The following is a 21,868-nucleotide window of genomic DNA, read 5'->3' on the forward strand; positions in this document are numbered from 1 at the left end:
TATCAGCTCTTTCCAGCCCGCCGCGAGCGGGGTCCGATCGGGTCACGTCCGCCTGCATCACCGACCTGAGGATCGCGGCGACGACCGGGGCGCGTCAGGAGCCGATGTACCGAGCGAGATGTTCTCCGGTCAACGTCGAGCGATCGGCGACGAGTGCTGCGGGCGTCCCGGTGAACACCAGACGTCCGCCGTCGTGACCTGCGCCGGGTCCGAGGTCGATGATCCAGTCCGCATGCGCCATGACCGCCTGATGATGCTCGATGACGATGACCGACTTGCCGGAGTCCACCAACCGGTCCAGGAGCCCGAGCAGGTTCTCCACGTCGGCGAGGTGCAGGCCCGTCGTCGGCTCGTCCAGGATGTAGACCTCGCCCGAGTCGGCCATCTGCGTCGCCAGTTTGAGTCGCTGTCGTTCGCCTCCTGACAGGGTCGTCAACGGCTGTCCGAGGCTGAGATAGCCGAGCCCGACGTCGGCGAGTCGCGCCAGGATGAGGTGCGCGGCTGGCGTCCGGGCCGGCCCGTCGGCGAAGAAGGCCTCGGCTTCCGTCACCGACATCGCGAGCACCTCGCTGATGTCCCGCTCCCCCAACTGATATTCCAGAACGGAAGCATCGAACCGGCGACCCTCGCACACCTCGCAGACGGTCGAGACGCTCGCCATGACGCCGAGATCGGTGAAGACGACCCCGGCGCCGTTGCAGTTCGGGCATGCACCCGCCGAGTTCGAGCTGAACAGCGCCGGCTTGACCCCGTTGGCCTTTGCGAACGCCTTGCGGATGGGCTCGAGCAGACCCGTGTACGTCGCCGGGTTGCTGCGACGCGAGCCGCGGATCGGGCTCTGGTCGACCGTCACCACACCGGCACGCCCGGCGACCGAGCCGTGGATGAGGGAGCTCTTGCCCGAGCCGGCGACACCCGTGACGACCACGAGGACGCCGAGCGGCACGTCGACGTCGACGGCCTGCAGGTTGTGCCGGTCGGCGCCGCGGATCTCGATGACACCGGTCGGTCGACGCAGCGCCGGCTTGAGCGCGGCGCGGTCGTCGAAGTGGCGCCCGGTGAGGGTGTCGCTCGCTCGGAGGCCGTCCACACTCCCCTGGAACGTCACCTGTCCCCCGCCGGTCCCGGCTCCGGGGCCGAGGTCGACGACGTGGTCGGCGATCGTGATCGTCTCCGGCTTGTGCTCCACCACGAGGACGGTGTTCCCCTTGTCGCGGAGCCGCAGGAGCAGTTCGTTCATCCGCTGGATGTCATGCGGGTGCAGTCCGACGGTCGGCTCGTCGAACACGTAGGTCACGTCGGTGAGCGACGACCCCAGATGGCGGATCATCTTCGTCCGCTGCGCCTCCCCACCAGAGAGGGTGCCAGTCGTGCGGTCGAGGGACAGGTACCCCAAACCGATGGCGACGAAGGAGTCCAGCGTCTCCTGGAGGACCGTCAGGAGTGGGCGCACCGACGGTGCGTCGAGCGCCCGGGTCCACGCCGCGAGGTCGCTGATCTGCATCGCGCACAGTTCGGCGATGTTCCGACCGGCGATGCGCGAACTCCGTGCGCCCTCGCTCAGGCGGGTCCCCTCACACGCCGGACACGTGGTGAAGGTGACGGCGCGGTCGACGAATGCGCGGATGTGCGGCTGCATCGCCTCACGGTCCTTCGAGAGGAACGACTTCTGCACCTTCGGGATCAGGCCCTCGTAGGTCATGTTGATGTCGCCGACCTTGACCTTCACCGGCTCCTTGTGGAGGAAGTCGTGGAGCTCCCGCTCCGTGTAGTCCTGGATGGGCTTGTCCGCGTCGAGGAATCCGGATCCGGTGAAGATCCGCACGCCCCAGCCGTCGGGTGTGTAGCCGGGGATCGTGAGTGCACCCTGGTTGAGCGACTTCGTGGCGTCGTAGAGCTGGGAACGGTCGATGTCGTTCACGGTCCCCATCCCCTCGCACCGAGGGCACATGCCGCCGGTGATCGAGAAGCTCCGCCGTTCCTTCGTGCTCTGTCCCCCGCGCTCGATGGTCACCGCTCCGGCGCCGCTGATCGAGGCGACGTTGAAGGAGAAGGCCTGCGGAGACCCGATGGGCGGGTCTCCGATACGACTGAAGAGGATGCGCAGCATGGTGTTCGCGTCCGTCGCCGTGCCCACCGTCGAACGTGAGTTCGCGCCCATCCGCTCCTGGTCGACGATGATCGCCGTGGTGAGTCCCTCGAGCACGTCGACGTCGGGCCGCGCCTGCGACGGCATGAAGCCCTGGACGAACGCGCTGTAGGTCTCGTTGATCATCCGCTGCGACTCGGCGGCGATCGTCCCGAAGACGAGTGAGCTCTTCCCCGAGCCGGACACACCGGTGAACACGGTGAGGCGGCGCTTCGGGAGGTCGACGTCGACGTCGCGCAGATTGTGCTCGCGGGCGCCCCTGACCCGGATGACGTCGTGGCTGTCGGCGGCCCTGGTGTGCATCGGCGTCTCGCTCATGGCGATCAGCGTATCCGTCGTCATCGTCGGCGTCTCGCCTCGATCGGCACTGGACCCGCGCGACATGAAAGGTCATGCTGTGAAACACCTGTGTGAATGCGTCACACTGGTGGAACGCACCCGGTCTGCTCGGGAGCGCCGCACTGTCCACCGTCAGGAGCCGACCATGTCCGAATCATCCACCACCACCTACACGCTGAACTCCGCCAAGCTGACCGCGAGCCAGATCTCCGGTGTCCGATGGGCCTTCGCCGTCGGTGGGATCCTCACGATCCTCTTGGGTGTCTTTCTGCTGGTCGCGCCGAAGGCCTCGCTGGTCGCCGTCGCGTGGATCTTCGCCGTCTACTTCCTGGTCGCCGGGATCGCCCGCATCACGCGTGGCGTCGTCGCTCGGGAGCACGGCGGACTCTGGCGGGTCCTCACGATCGTGTTCGGTGTGCTGCTGCTGGCCGCCGGCGTCTACATCTTCATCGATCCGCTGCTCGGCATCGGCGCGCTCGTCTTCGTGATCGGTGTCTCCTGGATCGTCGAGGGCGTGGCCTCGCTGTTCGACTCGGCACCCGACGTGTCGCGGTGGATCACGATCCTCTACGGCGTCATCAGCGTCGTCGCAGGCGTGTTCGTCCTCGCGAACCCGCTGCTCGCCGCCGTGACCCTCCTGCTCGTCACCGCGTTCTTCCTCATCGCGGCCGGCGTCGTCGAGATCATCCAGGCGATCACCTTCGGCAAGCAGGTGAAGCGGGCCGGTCTCGCCGGCTGACACCTGGTGGCAGGACGACGAACGCCCGGTCCCTCGAAGGACCGGGCGTTCGTCGTCGTGTCAGGATCGTCGATTACTCGGCGATGAAGTCGCTCGTGTCCCCCACGTAGCGGGTGTGGTCCTCGGGGATCGGGTCCACGGCGGCCGAGGCGACCTCGGCCGCGAACTCACCCACGTTGTAGAGACGACCGGCCGACTCCTTGCGGGAGCTGATCGCACCGGGGTTGGCGCGTTCGAGGAGGGTCGCGGTGATGGTCCCCTCGATCATGTCGCCTGAGACGACCACGAACTCGACACCGGCCGCGTCGAACTGGTCCTGCTTGGCGCGGAGCGCGTCCTCGCCTGCACGCTTGGACGTCGCGACCGGGACGTACTCGGGCATCGTCGGCGTGGTCCGGATGAAGTGCGCCTGGTGGCTCGTGACGAACACGATCCGCGAGCCGGGGCGGAGCAGCGGGAGGGCGTGTTCGACGACGCTCACCTGTGCGTCCCGGTTGAGCTGCATGGCGTAGTCCTCGGCCATGCCGCTCTCCATCCCTCCGGAGGCGTTCAGCACCAGGACGTCGAGGTCGCCGAGTTCGGCCTTCGTGGTCGCGAACATGGCGGCGACCGAGGTGGGGTCGGTGAGGTCGGCTCCGACCACCAGGGCTTGCACACCGAGGGCTCGCACTTCGTCGGCGAGCTTGACGGCGCGAGCCTCCTTGTTCCGGTAGTTGATCACGACGTTGGCGCCGGCACCGGCGAAGTACCGGATGGTGTCGGCACCGATGCCGCGGGACGAGCCCGTCACGAGGACGTTCTTCCCGGAGAGTGATCCGGCGGCCAGGGGGTTCGTCACGTGAGGGCTCCTTCAGATCTGGGGCCGCTCATCGGCGGCTGGTTCCAGCCAACGACCTTACCAACAACCGGCAGACGGATCCGGTTCGGCGGTCCACCCAGCTGATAGCGTTGAAACCGACCGGCGCACCGTCTCGCGCTCCCCCGGACTGCGAGGCGGCAGACGCGAGAGCCGATCCGGGAGGAATCCGCACCATGGACGTCATCACCGAGTACGCCTGGATCGCCTGGTTGGTCCTGATCCTCGTGTTCGTCATCATCGAGATCCTGTCGCTCGAGTTCACCTTCCTCATGCTCGCGCTCGGCGGCACCGTCGGGCTGCTCTCCGGCCTCCTCGGCGCTCCGTGGTGGCTCCAGCTGCTCATCGCAGCCGCTGCCGCCCTCCTGCTCCTGTTGGCCGTCAGGCCGCCGCTGCTCCGAGCGCTGCAACGCGGCGCGGACCCGGCGAAGAGCAACGTCGACGCGCTCCTCGGCATGCCGGGGCTCGTGCTCTCGACGGTGACCCCGCACGGTGGCCAGGTGAAGCTCGGCAACGGCGAGGTCTGGACCGCCAGGACCCCGCACGACTCCCCCGCGTCGTCCCTCGAGCCCGGCACGCGCATCGTCCTGTCCGTCGTCGACGGTGCCACCGCCGTCGTCGTCCCCGTCCCAACCCACCCGGCACCGCTGGGCGAGCAGAAGGAGTAGTCGTGAACGACATCTCATCAGGAGCGATCATCGGCTGGGTGATCGCGGCCATCGTCGTCATCTTCGTGCTGGTGGTGCTGTTCCGATCCATCCGCATCATCCCGCAGGCGAGCGCCGGTGTGGTCGAGCGGCTCGGCAAGTACCACAAGACCCTCTTGCCGGGTCTGAACCTGCTCATCCCCTTCATCGACCGGTTGCGGCCACTCATCGACCTGCGCGAGACCGTCGTCTCCTTCCCGCCGCAGCCGGTGATCACCGAGGACAACCTCGTCGTCTCGATCGACACGGTCGTCTACTTCCAGGTGACCGACGCGCGAGCCGCGACGTATGAGATCGCGAACTACCTGGGTGCCGTCGAGCAGCTGACCACGACCACGCTCCGGAACGTCGTCGGTGGGTTGAACCTCGAGGAGGCGCTGACGAGCCGCGACGAGATCAACAGCAAGCTCCGCATCGTGCTCGACGAGGCGACCGGTAAATGGGGCATCCGCGTCGGACGCGTCGAGCTCAAGGCGATCGACCCGCCGCTCTCCATCCAGGACTCCATGGAGAAGCAGATGCGGGCCGAGCGCGACCGTCGTGCCCTCATCCTCACCGCTGAGGGAACCAAGCAGTCGGCGATCCTGACGGCCGAGGGTGCGCGGCAGGCCGAGATCCTCCGCGCCGAGGGTGATGCCCAGGCAGCCGTGCTCCGTGCTCAGGGTGAGGCGTCCGCCATCCAGACGGTGTTCAAGGCCATCCACGACGGCGACCCCGACGAGAAGCTCCTGGGCTACCAGTACCTGCAGATGCTCCCGAAGCTCGCGGAAGGCCAGGCGAACAAGCTCTGGGTCATCCCGAGCGAACTGACCGAGGCGCTCAAGGGCATCGGCTCCGCCTTCGGGCCGGGGAACACCCGCGACCCTGCGGCCACGGCACGGGCGGCGGCCGCAGCTGCGCAGGCGCCCTCCTTCACCACCGCGTCGGCCTCGTCGCCCCAGACGCCACCGGCGCCGACGACCCCCGTCCAGCCCGAGGGCTGAGCACGCGGTGACGACAGCGGTCCTCCCCTACTTCCGTCCGGCCCGTCCTCGGGTCCTCGCCCATCGAGGGCTGGCCGGGCCGGGGGTCCCCGAGAACACGCTGTCGTCCTTCCGCCGTGCGCTGGCTGCCGGCGCCGAGTACGTCGAGACCGATGCGCACTGCACGCGTGACGGACACGCCGTCCTCTTCCACGACCCGTCCCTGCGCCGCATCACGGGCGATCCGAGACCGATCGCCGACCTCGAACTCGCGGAACTCCAGCGGATCGACCTCGGCGGCGATCGCATCCCGACGTTGTCCCAGGCGCTGGCCGAGTTCCCCGGGGCACGCTTCAACCTCGACATCAAGGCCGCGGCAGCGGCTGCACCGGCGGCTGCGGCGATCGTCGGCGCCGGTGCCGCCGATCGGGTGCTCGTCACCTCCTTCGACGAGGGCAGACGTTCCGCGATCGTGCGGGCCGTGGGACTGGAGGCCGGTGCCGACTCCGTGGCCTCATCCGCGTCGGCCCGGATCCTGCTCCGCGTCCTCCCCGCAGCCGCCCTCGGGCTCCGCGGAGCACTCCGCCGGTCGCTCGGCGGTGTCCAGGCGCTCCAGGTGCCCGAACGGTTCCGCGGCGTGCCCGTCGTGACGAAGCGTCTCCTTGCGCAGATGCACGCCCTCGGCATCGAGGTGCACGTGTGGACGGTCAACGACCCCGCCGACATGCGACGCCTGCTGGATCTCGGCGTCGACGGCCTCTTCACCGACCGTTGCGATCTCGCGCTCGAGCTGGTCCGCTCGCGCTGACGGGTCGGCTCGCCACACCTGGCATCTCCGCAGCTGGGCAGGAGCTGAGAGCCGGATGGGTGAACGGAACAGTTTACCCAGCTTGTGGGTTTATAACTGTGGATGCCGAGCGAGAGGAGACCACACAATGGCAGATCGCAGTTTGCGCGGAATGCGCCTGGGCGCCCAGAGTCTACAAACGGAAGAGGGCGTCATATTCTCGGCGCGGAGCAACCACATCTACCGGTGTCAGAGTTGCGAGCGCGAGACCACCATGACCTTCGCCGCCGATGCGGAAGTCCCCGAACTGTGGGAGTGCCGGCACTGCGGTGCGGAGGCCGTCCTCCTCGTCGACTCGAAGCCCGTCGTCGTCGACCGCGGTGACGTGAAGACGCCCCGCAGCCACTGGGACATGCTGCTCGAGCGCCGCTCGCGCGATGAGCTCGAGGAGCTGCTCGAAGAGCGGCTCTCGTATCTCCGCGCCCGTCGCGGCCAGCAGAAGAGCGCGTGACACCGAGCGCTTGACAGGCCTCCCCTCGATCGGCTGATCCGGTATCGGATCAGCCGATCGTCATGTCCGGGGACGGTTCGAGACGCGCCGGGGCCTGGCGGCGAACCCGGCAAGAACCAGCGAGGCGAGTCCCATGCCACCGATGAACGTCTCGAGCTGGTGGCCGAATGCCATCGACGGCGTGACCGTGTCCGTCAGCGGCACCTCGGAGACCATCGACCCGGGACGGAAAGCCGGGATGCTGTCGATCGTCGAGCCGTCGGGCCCGATGATCTGGCTGGTCCCCACCGTGGAGATGTTCACCACGGACCGAGCCGATTCGATCGCCCGGAGCCGTGCGATCGCCAGCTGTTGCTGGTTCTCGTCCGTCTGACCGAAGTCCGCGTTGTTGGTCTGGGCGAACACGATCCGCGCGCCGCCCGCCACCGCGTCGCGGGTGAGCTGGTCGTCGGCGATGTCGAAGCAGATGCTGATCCCCGCGAGCACGCCGTCGATGTCGAAGACGTTGTCCTTCGTACCCGGGGTGTACTCGCGCTGGATGAGGCCGATGAGGTCGGGTGCGAACGGCTCCCAGAACTTCCGGTCCGGGACGTATTCACCGAACGGGACCGGGTGCTTCTTGTCGTAGACGTCGCGGACGCCGTCCGAGGCGTCCCAGAGGAGTGACGAGTTGTAGTAGCGGTCGCCGCGTTGGGAGATCGCACCGACGACGAACGGTGCGTCCATGCGACGGCTCAACGCGTCGAGGGCCGCAGCCGACTGGGGAACCCGCTGCGGGTCGAGGTCTGCGCTGCCCTCGGGCCAGACCACGACGTCGACGTCCGCGTCGAGCACCTGCAGCGTCTCGTCGATCTGCGTCTGCATGACGGTGCCGGGTGCTGCGGCATCGAAGTAGCCGGCGGGGCCGTTGCCCTGGATGGCAGCCACCCGCATGCTCCCGGTCGTCGCCGTCGGCCATGCCGGCACGACGAGCACCGCGATGACCGCGAGGACCGCGGTCCCGACCCTGCTGACCGTCGAGAGCTCGGCGGTCGCCGCGAGCTGCAGGGCGAGTGCCACGAGCAGCACCATGAGGAACGACAGCCCCGAGAACCCGACCCAGGCGACGAGCGGTGCGAACGGGCTCTCGGACTGGCTGAGCGCCATCCTCGCCCACGGGAATCCGCCGTAGGGCCAAGTGCTCACGAGCGTCTCGCGGGCGGTCCACAGGGCGGCGACGACCGCGGCGGCCAACCAGACGCGTCCCCCGATCCCGGGGAAGGCACGCGGCACCCAGCGGTACGCCAGGGTGATGAGCACGGCTCCGAGCGCGAAGAAGATGGCCTCGAGCGTCGACAGTGCCGCCCACGGGACGGGACCCAGGTAGGCGGTCGCCCACTCGATGTGGATCAGGTAGAACGACTCCCCCGCCAGGAAGCCGACGAGGAGCGCACCGCCGATGCTGCGCCCCATGAGGGTGAGGAGGACGAGGGCGATGCCGACGAACGTCAGGGGCCAGACCCCGCGGTCCGGGAAGCCGGCGTCGAGGACAGGACCGGCGGCGATGGCCACGACGGCCGCGAGCCAGAGCGGGAGCGGCGAACGACGGTCGACCAGCGCGTCGATCGGTCGGAGCCGGTCGCTCCGACGATGCAGAGACCTCACAGCGAGCTGTACGCGACGATGCCGCGTCGGATCGAGTCCAGCGCCTCACGCGAATGACGACCCACCGGTCCGTCGACGACGCGGAGCTGATCGAGCAGGTCGATGGTCTGCTTGCACCACCGTACGAAGTCGCCGGCGGCGAGTTCCGCCTCGATGAGCACGGTGTCGAGGTTCGCACCCTTGGCCCACTGGTGCATCGCGAGGGAGAGGCCGGTCGAGATCGGGTTGCTCCCCGGGAGGCGGTGCTCCCGTTCGCTGTCGTCGAGCCGGCTCCAGAGGTCCTGCGTCCGTTCGAGCGCGGAGCGGAACGGGCCGCGGGGCAGGAAACGCTCCGGGGTATTCTGCTCCTCACGCCGTGGTTCGTACACGATCGCGGCGGCCATCGCCGCGAGGGATGCGGCATCGAGGTCGTTCCAGGCACCGGTTCGCAGGCATTCCGCCACGAGGAGGTCCCGTTCTCCGTAGATGCGCTTCAAGGTGCGGCCGGGAGCCGCGACGACGACCGCGCCGTGCTCGTCGCGTGCCAGATACTCGTACTCGAGCAGCACGTCGACGACCCGGTCGAACACGCGAGCGACCGCGCCCGTCCGCGTCTGGATCTGCTGTCGCAGCTGGTCGGTCTGCTTCTTGAGCTTGAACCATCGTTCCGCCCAGCGAGCGTGGTCCTCGCGGTGCGGGCAGACGTGGCAGGCGTGAGCCCGCATCCGCTTGCGGAGTTCGGCGAGCTTGCGTTGGCGACGGTCCTTCGACGCGCGCGAGCCGTTCGGCTCGCCCTTGCGTTCGAGGTCCGTGAGCTCGCGCCGGATGCCCGCGTACTCGACGAAGTTCCCGAGGTGGCAGGCCATGGACTTCTCGTAGCCGGCGAGCGAGGACTCCTGCTCGCGCACCTTCCGCGCGATCCCGACGACGGCCCGGTCCGCCTGGAACTGTGCGAAGGACGACTCGAGGATCTGACGGGTGCGTTGACGGCCGAACTGGTCGATCAGGTTGACCGCCATGTTGTAGGTCGGACGGAAGCTGGAGTTGAGCGGGTAGGTGCGTCGGGAGGCCAGCGAGGCGACGGACTGCGGGTGCAGCCCCTCGGTCCACTGGATCACGGCGTGGCCCTCGACGTCGATGCCGCGGCGTCCGGCACGCCCGGTGATCTGGGTGTACTCCCCCGGGGTGATCGGGACGCGTGCCTCACCGTTGAACTTCTCGAGCTTCTCGAGGACGACCGTCCTGGCCGGCATGTTGATGCCGAGCGCGAGGGTCTCGGTCGCGAAGACGACCTTCACGAGCTTCCGCCGGAAGAGCTCCTCGACGACCTCCTTGAACGCCGGCAGGAGACCGGCGTGGTGGGCGGCGACGCCCCGTTCCAGACCGTCGAGCCACTCCCAGTAGCCGAGGACGGCGAGGTCCTCGTCGAGCAGGGTCCGGCAGTGCTCGTCGACGATCTGGCGGATCTCGTCGCGTTCGTGCGCCTCGGTCAGCCTGATGCCGGAACGGAGGACCTGCTTGACGGCCTGGTCGCACCCGACACGGCTGAAGACGAAGAAGATCGCCGGGAGCAGGTGGTGGTCGTCGAGCATCTGGACGAAATGCCCACGGTCGAGCTTCTCGGCCCGATGCGGGGCGCGGCGCTGGTTGTAGCGGCTGATGTCCTTGTATTGACGGCTGTTCGGCGCACGGCCACCGAACTGCGCCATGCGGACGAGCTCCGGGTTGACCTGGTGGGTGTCGGCGAGGCTCGGCGCGGCGAACAGGTCGATGAGTTTGTTGCGCATCAGCACGTGCTGGGTGAGGGGCACCGGTCGCTCCTCGGACACGATCACGGCGGTGTCGCCGCGGACGGCCTGCAGCCAGTCACCGAACTCTTCGGCATTCGACACGGTCGCGCTCAGCGACACCATCCGGACGGCCTGCGGGAGGTGGATGATGACCTCCTCCCACACCGCTCCGCGGAACCGGTCCGCCAGGTAGTGCACCTCGTCCATGATCACGAAGGCGAGGTCGGTCAGCGCGTCGGAGTCCGCGTACAGCATGTTGCGGAGGACCTCGGTCGTCATGACGACGATGCGGGCGTTGCCGTTCACGTTCGTGTCGCCCGTGAGCAGGCCGACGTGCTCGGACCCGTACTCGGCGGTGAGCTCCTGGAACTTCTGGTTGCTGAGCGCCTTCATCGGCGTGGTGTAGAAGACCTTGCCGCGGTCGCCGTGCATGGCCAGCGCGATCGCGAACTCGGCGACGATGGTCTTGCCGGCACCCGTCGGTGCGGCGACGAGGACACTGCTGCCGTTCTCGATCCGCTCGCACGCCTCGAGTTGGAACGCGTCGAGGTCGAAACGCTGCCTCGCGCGGAACTCCTGGAGCCTCGGTGTCGCGTTCCGGACCGCTGCTGCCCGATACCGCTCGGCAGGGGAAGCGGTGTCGCTCATGCGAGCCCCGCGCTACCGAGTTCGGCGTCGATGCGTCGCTGCCGCTTGGCCGCACTGCGGTCGTGGAGGACGGCGACGCCGTAGGCCGCGAAGTACAACAGGACCATCGGGATCGCCAGGACGAACATCGACACGATGTCGGCGGCGGGCGTGGCGATGGCCGTGAAGAGCACGATGACGAGGATCGCGACCCGCCACGCCTTGATGATCGCCGCTGCGGAGAGCACGCCGACGAAGTTCAACAGGACGAGGAACACGGGCAGGACGAAGGCGACACCGACCGCGAGCACCAGCTTCAGGACGAAGTCGTAATAGGTGGTGGCGTCGAGGAAGTTGGCCGCCGCCGTCGGGGTGAAGCCGAGCATGAGCTCGACGATGTGCGGCAACACGAACCAGCCCGCGTAGCAGCCCGCGAGGAACAGCGGCACGGCGGTCGCGAAGAACCCGATCGCGTACTTCAGCTCCTTGCGCGTCAGGCCGGGCACGAGGAACGCCCAGATCTGGTAGAGCCACACCGGGCTGGACAGGACGACGCCGGCGGTGAGGGCGATCTTCATCCGCAGGTCGAACGCGCTCGTGACGTTGGTGAAGTTCAGGAACGCCTGCCCGCGATCGTCGGCGATGACGAGGATGGGGGCGCTCATCGCCTCGATGATCCACTCGGAGGCAATGAAACCCGCGACCATGCCGACGATGATGCCGATGGCGGAGTAGAACAGCCGCTTCCGCAACTCGACGAGGTGCTCGCCGAGCGACATTCGCCCTTCGCGGTTCTGTTTCTTGGGACGCTTGTCGGTCAGGGCCACGGCGACATCGTCCGTTCCTGAGCAGCCTGTTCGAGGCGCACTCGTCGGGGGCCAGGTGCTGGCGTCATCGGGCTCGGGTGGTCCTCAGGGTTACGGCTTGACCGGCGGGTCGGTCGGCTTCTGCGGGGCCGTCGCGGCCGGAGTCGGGTCGGCGGGCGTCGTACTCGCGGGCGGAACCGTGCCCGTCGCGTCGGGCGAGGCGGGCTCGTCGTCGCGCATGCTCTTGACCTCGCTCTTGAAGATCCGCATCGACTGGCCGACGCTGCGGGCGAGACCCGGGAGCTTCGGTGCTCCGAACAGCAGCAGGACGATGAGGAGGATGATGACGAGGTGCCACCCGGTGAATGCGTTGCCGAACATAGTCTTCGTTCCTGATCTTCGAGGTCGAGGTCCACTCACTCTACCCTGCATCTCCCGCTCTGCTGCCGGGAGTCTCGGGAGTCAGCTCGCGGATGTCGTGCGGTACTGCGCGAGACCGGCGGCCGCCCAATCGGCGACCGCGTCGCGCGCGTCCGCCGGGCCGAGCACGGTGATGAGCCCGGGGTGTGCGGCGACCAGTCGTTTGAGGCCGTGATGGTGCGCGAGGCGTAGGGTCGCGGTCACCTCGGCGTCGCTGTCCTCGCGGGCTGCGGAGCTGCCTGGCGCGCTGTCGACGGCGACCACGTAGTCGTCGATGAGCGGCAGGACCGAGCGTCGGACGAGCACGGTGACGTTGCGGTCGGAGTCGCTCGGCTCGAACAACGCGGTCGGGACGACGACGTCCGCTTCGCGGAACACGACCTCGGCGTCGGTCTCCCGCAGCTCGGTCATCCGATCGAGACGGAAGCGACGCGTCGCCTCGCGCAGGTGGCACCACCCGTAGAGATACCAGTCCTGATCCTGGGACTCGAGACGCAGCGGGTCCACCAGTCTCGCCTCGGTCGCCCCACTCGCGTCGACGTAGTCGAACGCGACGCTGTGGCCGGCGGCCAGAGCCGACCGGATGATACCGACCGCGTGTGCTGAGTAGGACTCGGTGACCGCGAGCTGGCCCGGTGCGGACGACGCCCCGCGGGCGAGCTTCGCCATCACGCCGCCGATGACGTCGCTGTCGACGAACTCGGGAAGGCGCTGGAGCGACTGCAGGCCGGCGATGAGGGCGGAGGCCTCGCGGGCTGAGAAGCGAGGACTGTCGTCGAGGGCGACCCGGTGGGTGAGGACGATCTCGTCATCCTCCTCGAAGCTGCCCCAGTCGATGTCGAAGAGGTCGCCGGCGAGGTACTGCCGGGTGTCGCCCGGCACGCCGGACACCGTCAAGAGCTCGACCGCTTCTCGGATCTGGCGCGGGGACAGACCGAAGTGCCGCGCGGCCTCGTCGACCGTGACCCGCTCGCGGTCGATGAGGTACGGCACGAGCGAGAGGAGGAAGATCAGCTTGTCCTGGGCGCGGGGCGCCGCCGGTCGCTTAGCCACGGGCGGTCTCCTCGGGGTGGGGTGGGTCGTCGGTCGCGCGGTGGCGGGCGACGACCAGCTCGAGTCTGGACGCCACGGCCTCGACGAGCGCCGGAGGGTCGAGGACGACGACCTCCGGGCCGAACCCGGCGAGCTCGTCGGCGAGGATGTGGTGGTCGAGGTACGGGATGGTGAGTTCCGTGCGCTCCGTGTCGCTGACGCCGTAGCGGTTGCCGAGGCGGGCCGCGGCGTCGGTCCCGGGCCGGACACGGACGAGGGCGCGTTGCGACGAGGACACGCGGCGCAGGCCGTCGATCGCGTCGGCGGCGTGGTCGCGGTCGTCGGCGGGGAACGACTCCCCCGTCGGCTTGACCGGACCGACGATCCGCGACAGGAGGAACGTCCGGGGCTCGTCCACCGTCCGGTCGGTCGCGTAGAGATGCCAGCGACCCTCGTGCTGGACGAGCGCCAACGGTGCGACGGTGCGGACGCGTGGCCGCGCCTCGCCGGGCTTCAGGTAGGGGAAGGCGACCACGGACCGACGTTCGAGCGCCGCGTCGAGCGGTTCGAACGAGGCCTCCCGGGTGCGGAGTCTCGGCGCGTATCCGATGATCGGTTCGTCGGGCTCGATGCCGAGCGACCGCAACTTCGTCATCGCGCGCTGCGACTGGCCGGAGAGTGACCCCTCACGCCAAACGGTGGCTGCGAGCGACAGCAGTGACAGCTCCGCCGGGGTGAACCGGACGTCGGTGGGGAGCTCGTAGGCGCCCTTCGGGATCCGATAGCGCATCGACTGGTTGTTGCCGGGTTCACCCGGCTGCTCGATCGTCTCGAGCGGGACGCCGAGTTCGCGGATGTTGTCCTTGTCGCGCTCGAACTGTCGCTCGAGGCTGGCGTTGCCGCCGCCACTCGAATACTGCTGGCGGTACCCCTGGACGGTCGACAGGATCTCGTTCTTCGTCAGGCCGGTCTGCGTGGCGAGGAGCGCGAGCACGAGGCTGAAGAGTCGCTCCTCCACCGGGACCGGCTTCGGGGACTCGCGGGCTGAGGACACCGGTCCAGTCTACCGACGGACGGCCCGTCCCCCACCCGCGACGCGGGCGTGGGACGGGCCGTATCCGAGGCGTGTCGGTTACTGCGCCGCGCGCTGGGTGCCGAGCACGTCGATGACGAACACGAGCGTGGCGCCGGCCGGGACGCTGCCCGAACCCTGCTCGCCGTAGCCGTCCTTCGGCGCCACCACGAGGATGATCTGCGAGCCGACCTGCTGGCCGACGACCGCGTCGTTGAAGGCCTTGATCATCTGACCGCCATCGGCCTGGAAGACGAGGGGCTGGCCCTTCTCCCAGCTGCTGTCGAAGACGCTCTTCTGATCCCACAGCACGCCGGTGTAGTTGACGATGACCTGGTCGCCGGCCTTGACCGTGGCACCGTCGCCGACGCGGGACAGGGTGTGCTTCGTCTCGGTCGGTGCTGGGGCCGCCGGGATGGTGATGCCGGGCTGACCACTCGGAGCGGTCACGACGGAGGGGAACCCTGACGGGATCGGGCGCTCGGCGCCGTCGGCCTTGGGCAGCGCCGCGCCCTGGATGTCGGCGACGAGGATGATCGCGTCGTCCTTCTTGATGCCGTTCGCCTCGCTGCCACCGCTCGGGCCGAACGCGTCCTCGGGTGAGATCGCCGCGACGACACGGGATCCGACCGTCGTGCAGGCGAACGCCTTCGCGAAGCCGGGGAGGCTTCCGGACAGGGCGATGAGGGTGCTCGCGGGCCCGTTGAAGTCCGTCTGCTGCAGGACGTCGCCCGTGCGTCCGTTGAGGAGCATCAGGTTGAGGTTGACGGTGCCGTCGGCCGAGACCTGCTGACCGTCGCCCTGGATCACGACCTGGCGCTCCGTCGTCTTCGTGTACAGCGGCTTCGGAAGCTCCACCTTCGGGGTGGCGCCGAAGTCACCCGACACGCTGATGAGCTTCGTCGCGTCGCCGGCGGACGCCGCGGTGTCGCACGAGGCCGAGCCCGGCGCGGTGCACCCGGTGAGGGAGACGAGCAGGAGGCCTGCTGCGGCGATGAGAGCTGGTGCAGTGCGCACGGATCCTCGTTTCGGTGGTACGGGTGGGACGGCAGGTCGCCGTCGCACAGTTTAGTCGACGTGAACCGGGGTCAACGATCGTCGCCGAGCGGCGGTTCAGCGGCGGACGGTTCGATCGACTCGTCGGGCCCCGCACTCTCGCCGTCGAGGCCCCGCGCACGGGAGAGCTCTGCGCTCGCCCCGGCGCTCCTGGCGCGCTTCCGCAGGATCTTCGCGCTCGCGGAGCGTTCCCCGAGGGCGCCCGGCGTCCACAGCTCGACGTCCTCGGCGCTGAAGTCACTCTTCGAGGCGCGTCGCTTCAGCTCGGGCAGGACCGTACCGGGCGCGAGCTTCCGTGCGGTGATGAGGAAGCCCGTGTGTCCGATCATCCGGTGGTCCGGTCGCACGGCGAGCCCTTCGACGTGCCACCCGCGCATCATCGTCTCGTTCGACTGCGGGTTCGTGAAGCCGCCCGTCCCTCGGATCGCCTCGGCGACCCGGGACAGCTGGGTGACGGTGGCGACGTAGCAGAGGATCACGCCGCCGGGCTTCAGCGCCTCCCACGCGACGTCGAGGCACTCCCACGGTGCGAGCATGTCGAGCACCACGCGGTCGACGGATTCAGCGGGCATCGTGTCGGGCAGGGTCTCCTGGAGGTCGCCGACCGTGACCGACCAGTTCTGCGGGTCGTAGCCGAAGAAGGTCGCGACGTTGCCGCGGGCGACGTCGGCGAACTCGTCCCGACGCTCGAAGGAGGCCAACCTGCCCGACGGTCCGATGGCCCGGAGGAGCCAGAGGGAGAGCGCGCCGGAACCGACACCGGCCTCGACGACCGTCGCGCCGGGGAAGATGTCCGCCTGGCCGATGATCTCGGCCGCGTCCTTCGGGTAGATGATGGCGGCACCGCGAGGCATCGACATCACGAAGTCGACCAACAGCGGCCGGAGCGCGAGGTGCTCGATGCCCTCGGTGTTGGCGACGACGCTGCCGTCCGGCAGGCCGATGATCGTGGTGTGCTCGATCATCCCGCGGTGCGTGTGGAAGACCTTGCCGGCCTCCAGCGTGATGGTGTTCTTCCGCCCCTTCGGTCCGGTCAGCTGGACGCGGTCGCCCTCGCGGAAGGGCCCGCTGTTCGCCGGCTGGTGGTTCGCGCTCATCGCTGTGCTGCCTCTGTCTCGGGGTGGTTGGTGGAGCCGCTCGCGGTCGAGCGCAGCTCGGCGAGGTCGGCGACGGAGCGCCCGGCGAGGGTGTCCCAGGTGGTGTGGTGCGGGCCCTCGGGGATCGGCACGATGTGCGGGACCGACACGGCGATGGTCCCAGCCGCGAGCGCGGACGCGAGACCGGTGGCGGAGTCCTCGATCGCGATGCACTCGCGCGGGTCGACACCGAGTGCCTCGGCGGCCCTGAGGTAGGGGTCCGGGTGGGGCTTGGGCTGTTCGACCTCGTCGCCGGCGACGATGAGGTCGAACGCGTCGAACGGGATGCCGCTCGCGATGTCCTCGGCCATGGACCGGATCGACATGGTGACGAGTGCGGTCGGCACGCCGGCCTCCCGGAGCTCGTGGAGCAGCTCCTGGGCCCCGGGACGGAACGGGACGCCGCGTTCCTGGATGAGGCGCCGCACGTGGTCCGTGAGGTGGGCGACGATCGTGTCCGCGTCCATCGCGACCCCGCGGCCTTGGAGCACTGCGGCCGAGTCCCAGAGGCCGTTCCCGACGAGCAGGAGGCCGTCCTCGTGGGTCCAGGTGCCACCGTGGGCCGCGACCAGCTCGGTCTCGGCCTCCATCCAGTAGGGCTCGGTGTCGACGACGGTGCCGTCCATGTCCCAGAGGACTGCGGCAGGGAGGAGAGTGGTCACGGGGTGCCATGCTACCGGGTGGTGAAGCGCCTATCCTGGATGGATGGTCGCGGAAGGTCCCCGTGCACCGAGGAGTGAGACGTGACGGAAGACACCAAGGAGCCGCTGGGCGGTCGCCTGCTCGTCGTGGCGTTCGAGGGTTGGAACGATGCCGGCGAGGCGGCGAGCGGCGCGGTGCGCGTGCTTCGCGACTCGCTCGCCCTCCGCCCGCTGCTCGAGATCGACCCGGAGCCCTACTACGACTACCAGTTCAACCGGCCGACGGTCGGCGTCGACGAGGACGGCAAACGGTCCCTGACCTGGCCCGGTACCACGATCTCGGGGCCCGACCCCGAAGCGGCGAAGCCCGCGACCCCTCTGGCGGAGGACGCTGCGCTCCGGGTCAGCGAGGGCGGCGGCGACAACGTCTACGTGTTGCTCGGCGCCGAGCCCTCCCGCGGCTGGAAGGCGTTCGTCGACGAGATCCTCGCCGTGATCACCGAGCAGCGCATCACCGGCATGGTGATGCTCGGTGCGATGCTCGCCGACGTCCCGCACACGCGACCCATCTCGGTCTTCGCGTCGAGCGAGAACGCGGAGCTGCGGCAGGCCCTGCAGCTCGAGCGCAGCACGTACGAAGGGCCGGTCGGCATCCTCAGTGTGCTGGCCGACGCCGCCGAGCGGCAGGGCGTCCAGAGTCTGTCGGTCTGGGCCTCGGTCCCCCACTACGTGCACAGCGCACCCTCCCCGAAAGCCGTCCTGGCGCTGATCGACAAGCTCGAGGAGCTCATCGACGTCGTCATCCCCCGCGGAGCCCTCGTCGAGGAGTCCGGCGAGTGGCAGAGCGGGATCGACACGCTCGCCGCCGAAGACGAGGACATGGCCGCCTACATCCAGCAGCTGGAGCAGGCGCGCGACACCGTCGAGTCGCCCGAGGCGAGCGGCGAGGCCATCGCCAAGGAGTTCGAGCGGTACCTCCGTCGGGACGAGGGCAAGGGCGACGAGCCCTGGCGGAAGGACCGCGAGTAACCCGGTCCCTTCGCAGTCGCGCGACTCCGGTGAGCCGTCGTCCTGCTCAGCGAACGCCGAGGAGCGCGTCGACGGCCGACCGCGCGAGGTCGGCGTCGTCGACGCCGGTCGTCGCTGCGGCGTCGACGAGTGCGATGGCACCCGGGGTGTCGAGGTCGTCCGCCAGTCGGACCCGCATCGCCTGCAGCAGCTCGACGGCGGACGCTCCACTCGCGGCGTCCGTCGCGAAGGCCGAACGCCAGGTCCCGAGCCGGCGATCGGCCAGGACGAGGTGCTCGTCGTGCCACTCCCAGTCGCTGCGGTAGTGGTTCGCGAGGATCGCGAGTCGGATGGCCGAGGGGTCTGCTCCGTCGGCGGCCAAGCGTGAGACGAGGACGAGGTTGCCGAGGGACTTCGACATCTTCGTGCCCTCGTAGGCGACCATGCCGGCGTGGCTGAACACCTTGGCGAGCGGGCGACCGGACAGCGCTGCGGCGTGCCCGGCACTCAGGTCGTGGTGCGGGAAGACGAGGTCGGAGCCGCCACCCTGGACCGTGAAGTCGGATCCGAGGTGCTGGAGGGCGATGACCGAGCACTCGATGTGCCAACCGGGGCGTCCTTGGCCGACGGGTGACTCCCAGCTCGGCTCGCCGTCGCGCGCCGCCCGCCAGAGCAGTGGATCGAAGGCGTCGCGTTTCCCGGCGCGGTCGGGGTCTCCCCCGCGCTCGGCGAAGAACGCGGCCATCGTCGCCTCGTCGAGCCCGCTCTCCGCACCGAGGTGCCAGACGTCGTCGGCCGCGGCGCGCACGTCGAAGTAGACGTCGTCTCCGGCGGCACTGTCCGGGGTGGCGACCGTGTAGGCGACACCGCGCTCGATGAGTAGCGCGACGGCGTCGGCGATCGGTCCGATGACCTCGGTGACCGCGACGTAGTCCTCGGGGGGAAGGATGCTGAGGCGTTCCATGTCGCTCCGGAAGAGTTCGACCTGGCTCGCTGCGAGTTCGACCCAGTCGACGCCGGTCGCGGTGGCCCGCTCGAGCAGCGGGTCGTCCACATCGGTGACGTTCTGGGCGTAGTGCACCTCGTAGCCGGCGTCCAGCCAGACGCGCTGCAGGGTGTCGTAGGCGAGGTAGCTCGACGCATGGCCGAGGTGGGTCGCGTCGTAGGGCGTGATGCCGCAGACGTACAACCGCGCCGTGCGTTCGGCGGAGGCCTCGATGAGCCCGGCGCTCGGGGTGTCCCAGAGACACGGGGCCGTGCCGGAGCCGGGCAGCTGCGGGACGACCGGGGCGGACCAGGCCCTCACGCGTTGATCACGCCCGTGCCGAGCAGCACCAGCAGGACGACGCCGAGCACGATGCGGTAGACGACGAAGGGCAGGAAGCTGCGCTTCGAGATGTAGCTCATGAAGAAGGCGATGACCGCGAGGCCGACGACGAACGCGATGACGGTGGCCACGAGCGTCTCGACCGGTCCGTACGGGCTCGGCTCGCCGATGCTCTTGAAGACCTGGTAGAAGCCGCTGCCGAACACCGCGGGGATCGCGAGCAGGAAGGCGTACCGCGCCGCAGCACGGCGCTCGTAGCCCATGAACAGCCCCGCCGTGATCGTGCCACCGGAGCGGGAGACACCGGGGATGAGGGCGAGGGCCTGGGCGCCTCCGAAGATCGCGCCGTCGCGGTAGGTCAGGCTCTTCAGTCGTCGCTTCTTCGCTCCGACGGCGTCGGCGACGCCGAGCAGGATGCCGAACACGATGAGCATGATCGCGACGATCCACAGTGAGCGGAAGGTCGTCTCGATCTCGTCCTGGAACAACAGGCCGAGCACGACGATGGGGACGCTGCCGATGATGATCAGCCACCCCATGCGGGCGTCGGCGTCATCCCTCGGGATCTTGCCGACGAGGGCCTTGCACCAGGAGGAGATGATGCGGACGATGTCGCGCCAGAAGAACACCACGACGGCGGCCTCGGTACCGATCTGGGTGATCGCGGTGAACGCCGCGCCAGGGTCCTTCGCCCCCGGGAGGAACTCGCCGAGGATGCGCAGGTGTGCGCTCGACGAGATCGGCAGGAACTCGGTGAGTCCCTGGACGAGTCCGAGGATGATGGCGTTGATGAGGTCCACAGGGCACCTTTCTGCAGCCGGATGGCTGGTATTCGGCCGGATCCGGCAGTCGTCGGCGGGGCGGCTCCTGGAGCGTCTCGCGGCTCGGAGGGCGCGGAGACGGACCGTGGGAAGTCAGTAGTCGAGGAGAAGGTCCGTGAGGACCTGCCTGCCAAACCCTAGCGCGTCGAGCGGCACGCGCTCGTCGACTCCGTGGAACATCGCGGGGAAGTCCAGGTGTTCCGGCAGGCGCAGCGGAGCGAAGCCGTACCCGGTGATGCCGAGGAGCGAGAGCGCCTTGTTGTCGGTACCGCCGGAGAGCATGTACGGGAGCACCGGGGCGCCGGGGTCATGGCGCCCGAGGGTCTCGACGACCGCGTCGACGAGCGGACCCGAGAACGGTGTCTCGAGGCCGATGTCGCGGTGCATGACGACGATCTCGATGTCCTCACCGACGATCTCCGCGACGCGCGCGAGCACGGCGTCCTCCTCGCCGGGCAGGGTGCGGATGTCGACGAGCGCCTCGGCGCGATCGGGGATCACGTTGTGCTTGTACCCGGCCTGCAGCAGGGTCGGGTTGCTCGTCGTGCGGAGCGAGGCCTGGATGAAGCCGGAGGCCGTACCCGTCGCGAGGGCGAGCTCGTCCGGGCCGAGCCGTTCGGGCGTGGTGCCGAGGATGGTGGCGATCTCACGGAGCAGCTGCTCGGTGGTGTCGGTGAGTCGGACGGGCCACTCGGTGCGTCCGATGGCCGCCACCGCTTCCGCGAGGCGGGTGACGGCGTTGTCCTGCACGTAGCGGGATCCGTGGGCCGCTCGTCCGGTCGCGACCAGTTTGATCCAGACGAGGGCCTTCTCCGAGGTCTGGAGGAGGTAGGAGCGGCGTCCGCCGAACGTGATCGAGTACCCGCCGACCTCGCTGATCGCCTCGGTCGCGCCGGCGAAGAGCTCCGGTCGTTCCGTCACGAGGTGGTGCGAGCCGAACACGCCGCCGTTCTCCTCGTCCGAGAACATCGCGATCACGAGGTCGCGTTCCGGGCGACGGCCGCTGCCGAGGATCTCGCGGAGCGACGCGAGGATCATCGCGTCCATGTTCTTCATGTCGACGGCCCCGCGTCCCCACAGCAGGCCGTCCTTGATCTCGCCGCCGAAGGGGTCCACCGACCAGTTCGCGGGGTCGGCGGGCACCACGTCGAGGTGCCCGTGCACGACGAGCGCCGGCTTCTCGGGGTTCGCGCCGGTGACCCGTGCGACCACGCTGGTCCGGCCCGGAGCGGCGTCGATCAGCTCCGGCTCCAGTCCGAGGTCGCGGAGGTATGCCTCGACGTACTCGGCCGCCTCCGTCTCGCCGTTGGAGCGGCCCTCGCCGTAATTCGTCGTGTCCATGCGGATGAGGTCCCGCGCGATCCGCGTGGTCTCGTCGAGCGTGAGGTCGGATGCGTCTGAGCCGGAGGTCATGGTTCCACGCTACCCGTCGGCCCTGACCGCTGCACCTCTCCCCTGT

General features: G+C 69.0%; 20 protein-coding genes. 6 read left to right on the forward strand and 14 right to left on the reverse strand.

Annotation, left to right across the window (positions count from 1 at the left end):
- Positions 1-94 precede the first annotated feature (94 nt).
- Positions 95-2,467, reverse strand: coding sequence for an ATP-binding cassette domain-containing protein (locus ACQG07_RS08510; protein ID WP_426738021.1), 2,373 nt, complete (start codon positions 2,465-2,467; stop codon positions 95-97).
- 166 nt (positions 2,468-2,633) lie between these two features.
- Here ACQG07_RS08510 and ACQG07_RS08515 point away from each other — a divergent pair, with 166 nt between their 5' ends.
- Positions 2,634-3,227 (forward strand): HdeD family acid-resistance protein, encoded by a 594-nt coding sequence (locus tag ACQG07_RS08515; protein ID WP_164486949.1) that lies wholly within the window; start codon positions 2,634-2,636, stop codon positions 3,225-3,227.
- Positions 3,228-3,300: 73 nt separating this feature from the next.
- On the opposite strand, the gene ACQG07_RS08520 is transcribed toward ACQG07_RS08515, so the two are convergent.
- On the reverse strand, positions 3,301-4,065 hold the full coding sequence (locus ACQG07_RS08520; RefSeq protein WP_079705991.1) for an SDR family oxidoreductase: 765 nt from the start codon (positions 4,063-4,065) through the stop codon (positions 3,301-3,303).
- 194 nt (positions 4,066-4,259) lie between these two features.
- Between ACQG07_RS08520 and ACQG07_RS08525 the strand changes: the two genes are divergently transcribed.
- From ACQG07_RS08525 to ACQG07_RS08540, 4 genes are all read left to right on the forward strand, one after another.
- The gene (locus tag ACQG07_RS08525) at positions 4,260-4,751 is read left to right on the forward strand and encodes an NfeD family protein (RefSeq protein ID WP_064296968.1); all 492 of its coding nucleotides are present in this window, start codon (positions 4,260-4,262) and stop codon (positions 4,749-4,751) included.
- 2 nt (positions 4,752-4,753) lie between these two features.
- On the forward strand, positions 4,754-5,773 hold the full coding sequence (locus ACQG07_RS08530; protein WP_274499968.1) for an SPFH domain-containing protein: 1,020 nt from the start codon (positions 4,754-4,756) through the stop codon (positions 5,771-5,773).
- A 7-nt stretch (positions 5,774-5,780) separates the two neighbouring features.
- Positions 5,781-6,560 carry a glycerophosphodiester phosphodiesterase family protein gene (locus tag ACQG07_RS08535; RefSeq protein ID WP_426738022.1) on the forward strand — a complete coding sequence of 260 codons (780 nt, stop codon included), beginning with the start codon at positions 5,781-5,783 and terminating at the stop codon, positions 6,558-6,560.
- A 127-nt stretch (positions 6,561-6,687) separates the two neighbouring features.
- Complete coding sequence (locus tag ACQG07_RS08540; protein ID WP_064296965.1) at positions 6,688-7,050, forward strand: RNA polymerase-binding protein RbpA; 363 nt, start codon at positions 6,688-6,690, stop codon at positions 7,048-7,050.
- A gap of 60 nt (positions 7,051-7,110) precedes the next feature.
- Here the strand turns inward: ACQG07_RS08540 and lnt are convergent, their stop codons facing one another.
- From lnt to ACQG07_RS08585, 9 genes are all read right to left on the reverse strand, one after another.
- The gene (lnt, locus tag ACQG07_RS08545) at positions 7,111-8,694 is read right to left on the reverse strand and encodes an apolipoprotein N-acyltransferase (protein ID WP_426738023.1); all 1,584 of its coding nucleotides are present in this window, start codon (positions 8,692-8,694) and stop codon (positions 7,111-7,113) included.
- Positions 8,691-11,111: a DEAD/DEAH box helicase gene (locus ACQG07_RS08550; protein WP_194600556.1), complete on the reverse strand. Its 2,421-nt coding sequence runs from the start codon at positions 11,109-11,111 to the stop codon at positions 8,691-8,693. The genes lnt and ACQG07_RS08550 overlap by 4 nt, the downstream gene beginning before the upstream one ends.
- On the reverse strand, positions 11,108-11,869 hold the full coding sequence (gene tatC, locus ACQG07_RS08555) for a twin-arginine translocase subunit TatC (RefSeq protein WP_071260381.1): 762 nt from the start codon (positions 11,867-11,869) through the stop codon (positions 11,108-11,110). The genes ACQG07_RS08550 and tatC overlap by 4 nt, the downstream gene beginning before the upstream one ends.
- Before the next feature lie 138 nt (positions 11,870-12,007).
- Positions 12,008-12,277, reverse strand: a complete 270-nt coding sequence (tatA, locus tag ACQG07_RS08560) for a Sec-independent protein translocase subunit TatA (protein WP_079705987.1) — start codon at positions 12,275-12,277, stop codon at positions 12,008-12,010.
- Between the two features lie 81 nt (positions 12,278-12,358).
- Positions 12,359-13,369, reverse strand: coding sequence for a WYL domain-containing protein (locus tag ACQG07_RS08565; RefSeq protein WP_192004881.1), 1,011 nt, complete (start codon positions 13,367-13,369; stop codon positions 12,359-12,361).
- Positions 13,362-14,402 (reverse strand): helix-turn-helix transcriptional regulator, encoded by a 1,041-nt coding sequence (locus ACQG07_RS08570; protein WP_426738024.1) that lies wholly within the window; start codon positions 14,400-14,402, stop codon positions 13,362-13,364. Before ACQG07_RS08570 ends, ACQG07_RS08565 begins: the two co-directional genes overlap by 8 nt.
- A gap of 78 nt (positions 14,403-14,480) precedes the next feature.
- Complete coding sequence (locus ACQG07_RS08575; protein ID WP_124769380.1) at positions 14,481-15,437, reverse strand: FKBP-type peptidyl-prolyl cis-trans isomerase; 957 nt, start codon at positions 15,435-15,437, stop codon at positions 14,481-14,483.
- A 71-nt stretch (positions 15,438-15,508) separates the two neighbouring features.
- Positions 15,509-16,573, reverse strand: a complete 1,065-nt coding sequence (locus ACQG07_RS08580; protein ID WP_274499964.1) for a tRNA (adenine-N1)-methyltransferase — start codon at positions 16,571-16,573, stop codon at positions 15,509-15,511.
- The gene (locus ACQG07_RS08585) at positions 16,570-17,274 is read right to left on the reverse strand and encodes an HAD family hydrolase (RefSeq protein WP_426738025.1); all 705 of its coding nucleotides are present in this window, start codon (positions 17,272-17,274) and stop codon (positions 16,570-16,572) included. The genes ACQG07_RS08580 and ACQG07_RS08585 overlap by 4 nt, the downstream gene beginning before the upstream one ends.
- 81 nt (positions 17,275-17,355) lie before the next feature.
- Here ACQG07_RS08585 and ACQG07_RS08590 point away from each other — a divergent pair, with 81 nt between their 5' ends.
- Entirely contained in the window at positions 17,356-18,282 is a 927-nt protein-coding gene (locus ACQG07_RS08590; protein WP_064296958.1) for a PAC2 family protein, read from the forward strand.
- 46 nt (positions 18,283-18,328) lie between these two features.
- Here the strand turns inward: ACQG07_RS08590 and mshC are convergent, their stop codons facing one another.
- The 3 genes from mshC to ACQG07_RS08605 form a co-directional block, all read right to left on the reverse strand.
- Positions 18,329-19,567: a cysteine--1-D-myo-inosityl 2-amino-2-deoxy-alpha-D-glucopyranoside ligase gene (mshC, locus tag ACQG07_RS08595; RefSeq protein ID WP_124769378.1), complete on the reverse strand. Its 1,239-nt coding sequence runs from the start codon at positions 19,565-19,567 to the stop codon at positions 18,329-18,331.
- Positions 19,564-20,388, reverse strand: a complete 825-nt coding sequence (locus ACQG07_RS08600) for an undecaprenyl-diphosphate phosphatase (protein WP_079705981.1) — start codon at positions 20,386-20,388, stop codon at positions 19,564-19,566. The genes mshC and ACQG07_RS08600 overlap by 4 nt, the downstream gene beginning before the upstream one ends.
- Before the next feature lie 114 nt (positions 20,389-20,502).
- Entirely contained in the window at positions 20,503-21,822 is a 1,320-nt protein-coding gene (locus ACQG07_RS08605; RefSeq protein ID WP_124769377.1) for a M20/M25/M40 family metallo-hydrolase, read from the reverse strand.
- Positions 21,823-21,868 lie beyond the last annotated feature (46 nt).

Origin of the sequence: Plantibacter sp. 2H11-2, from assembly GCF_050031945.1 — a bacterium.
GTDB classification, from domain to species: Bacteria; Actinomycetota; Actinomycetes; order Actinomycetales; family Microbacteriaceae; genus Plantibacter; species Plantibacter auratus.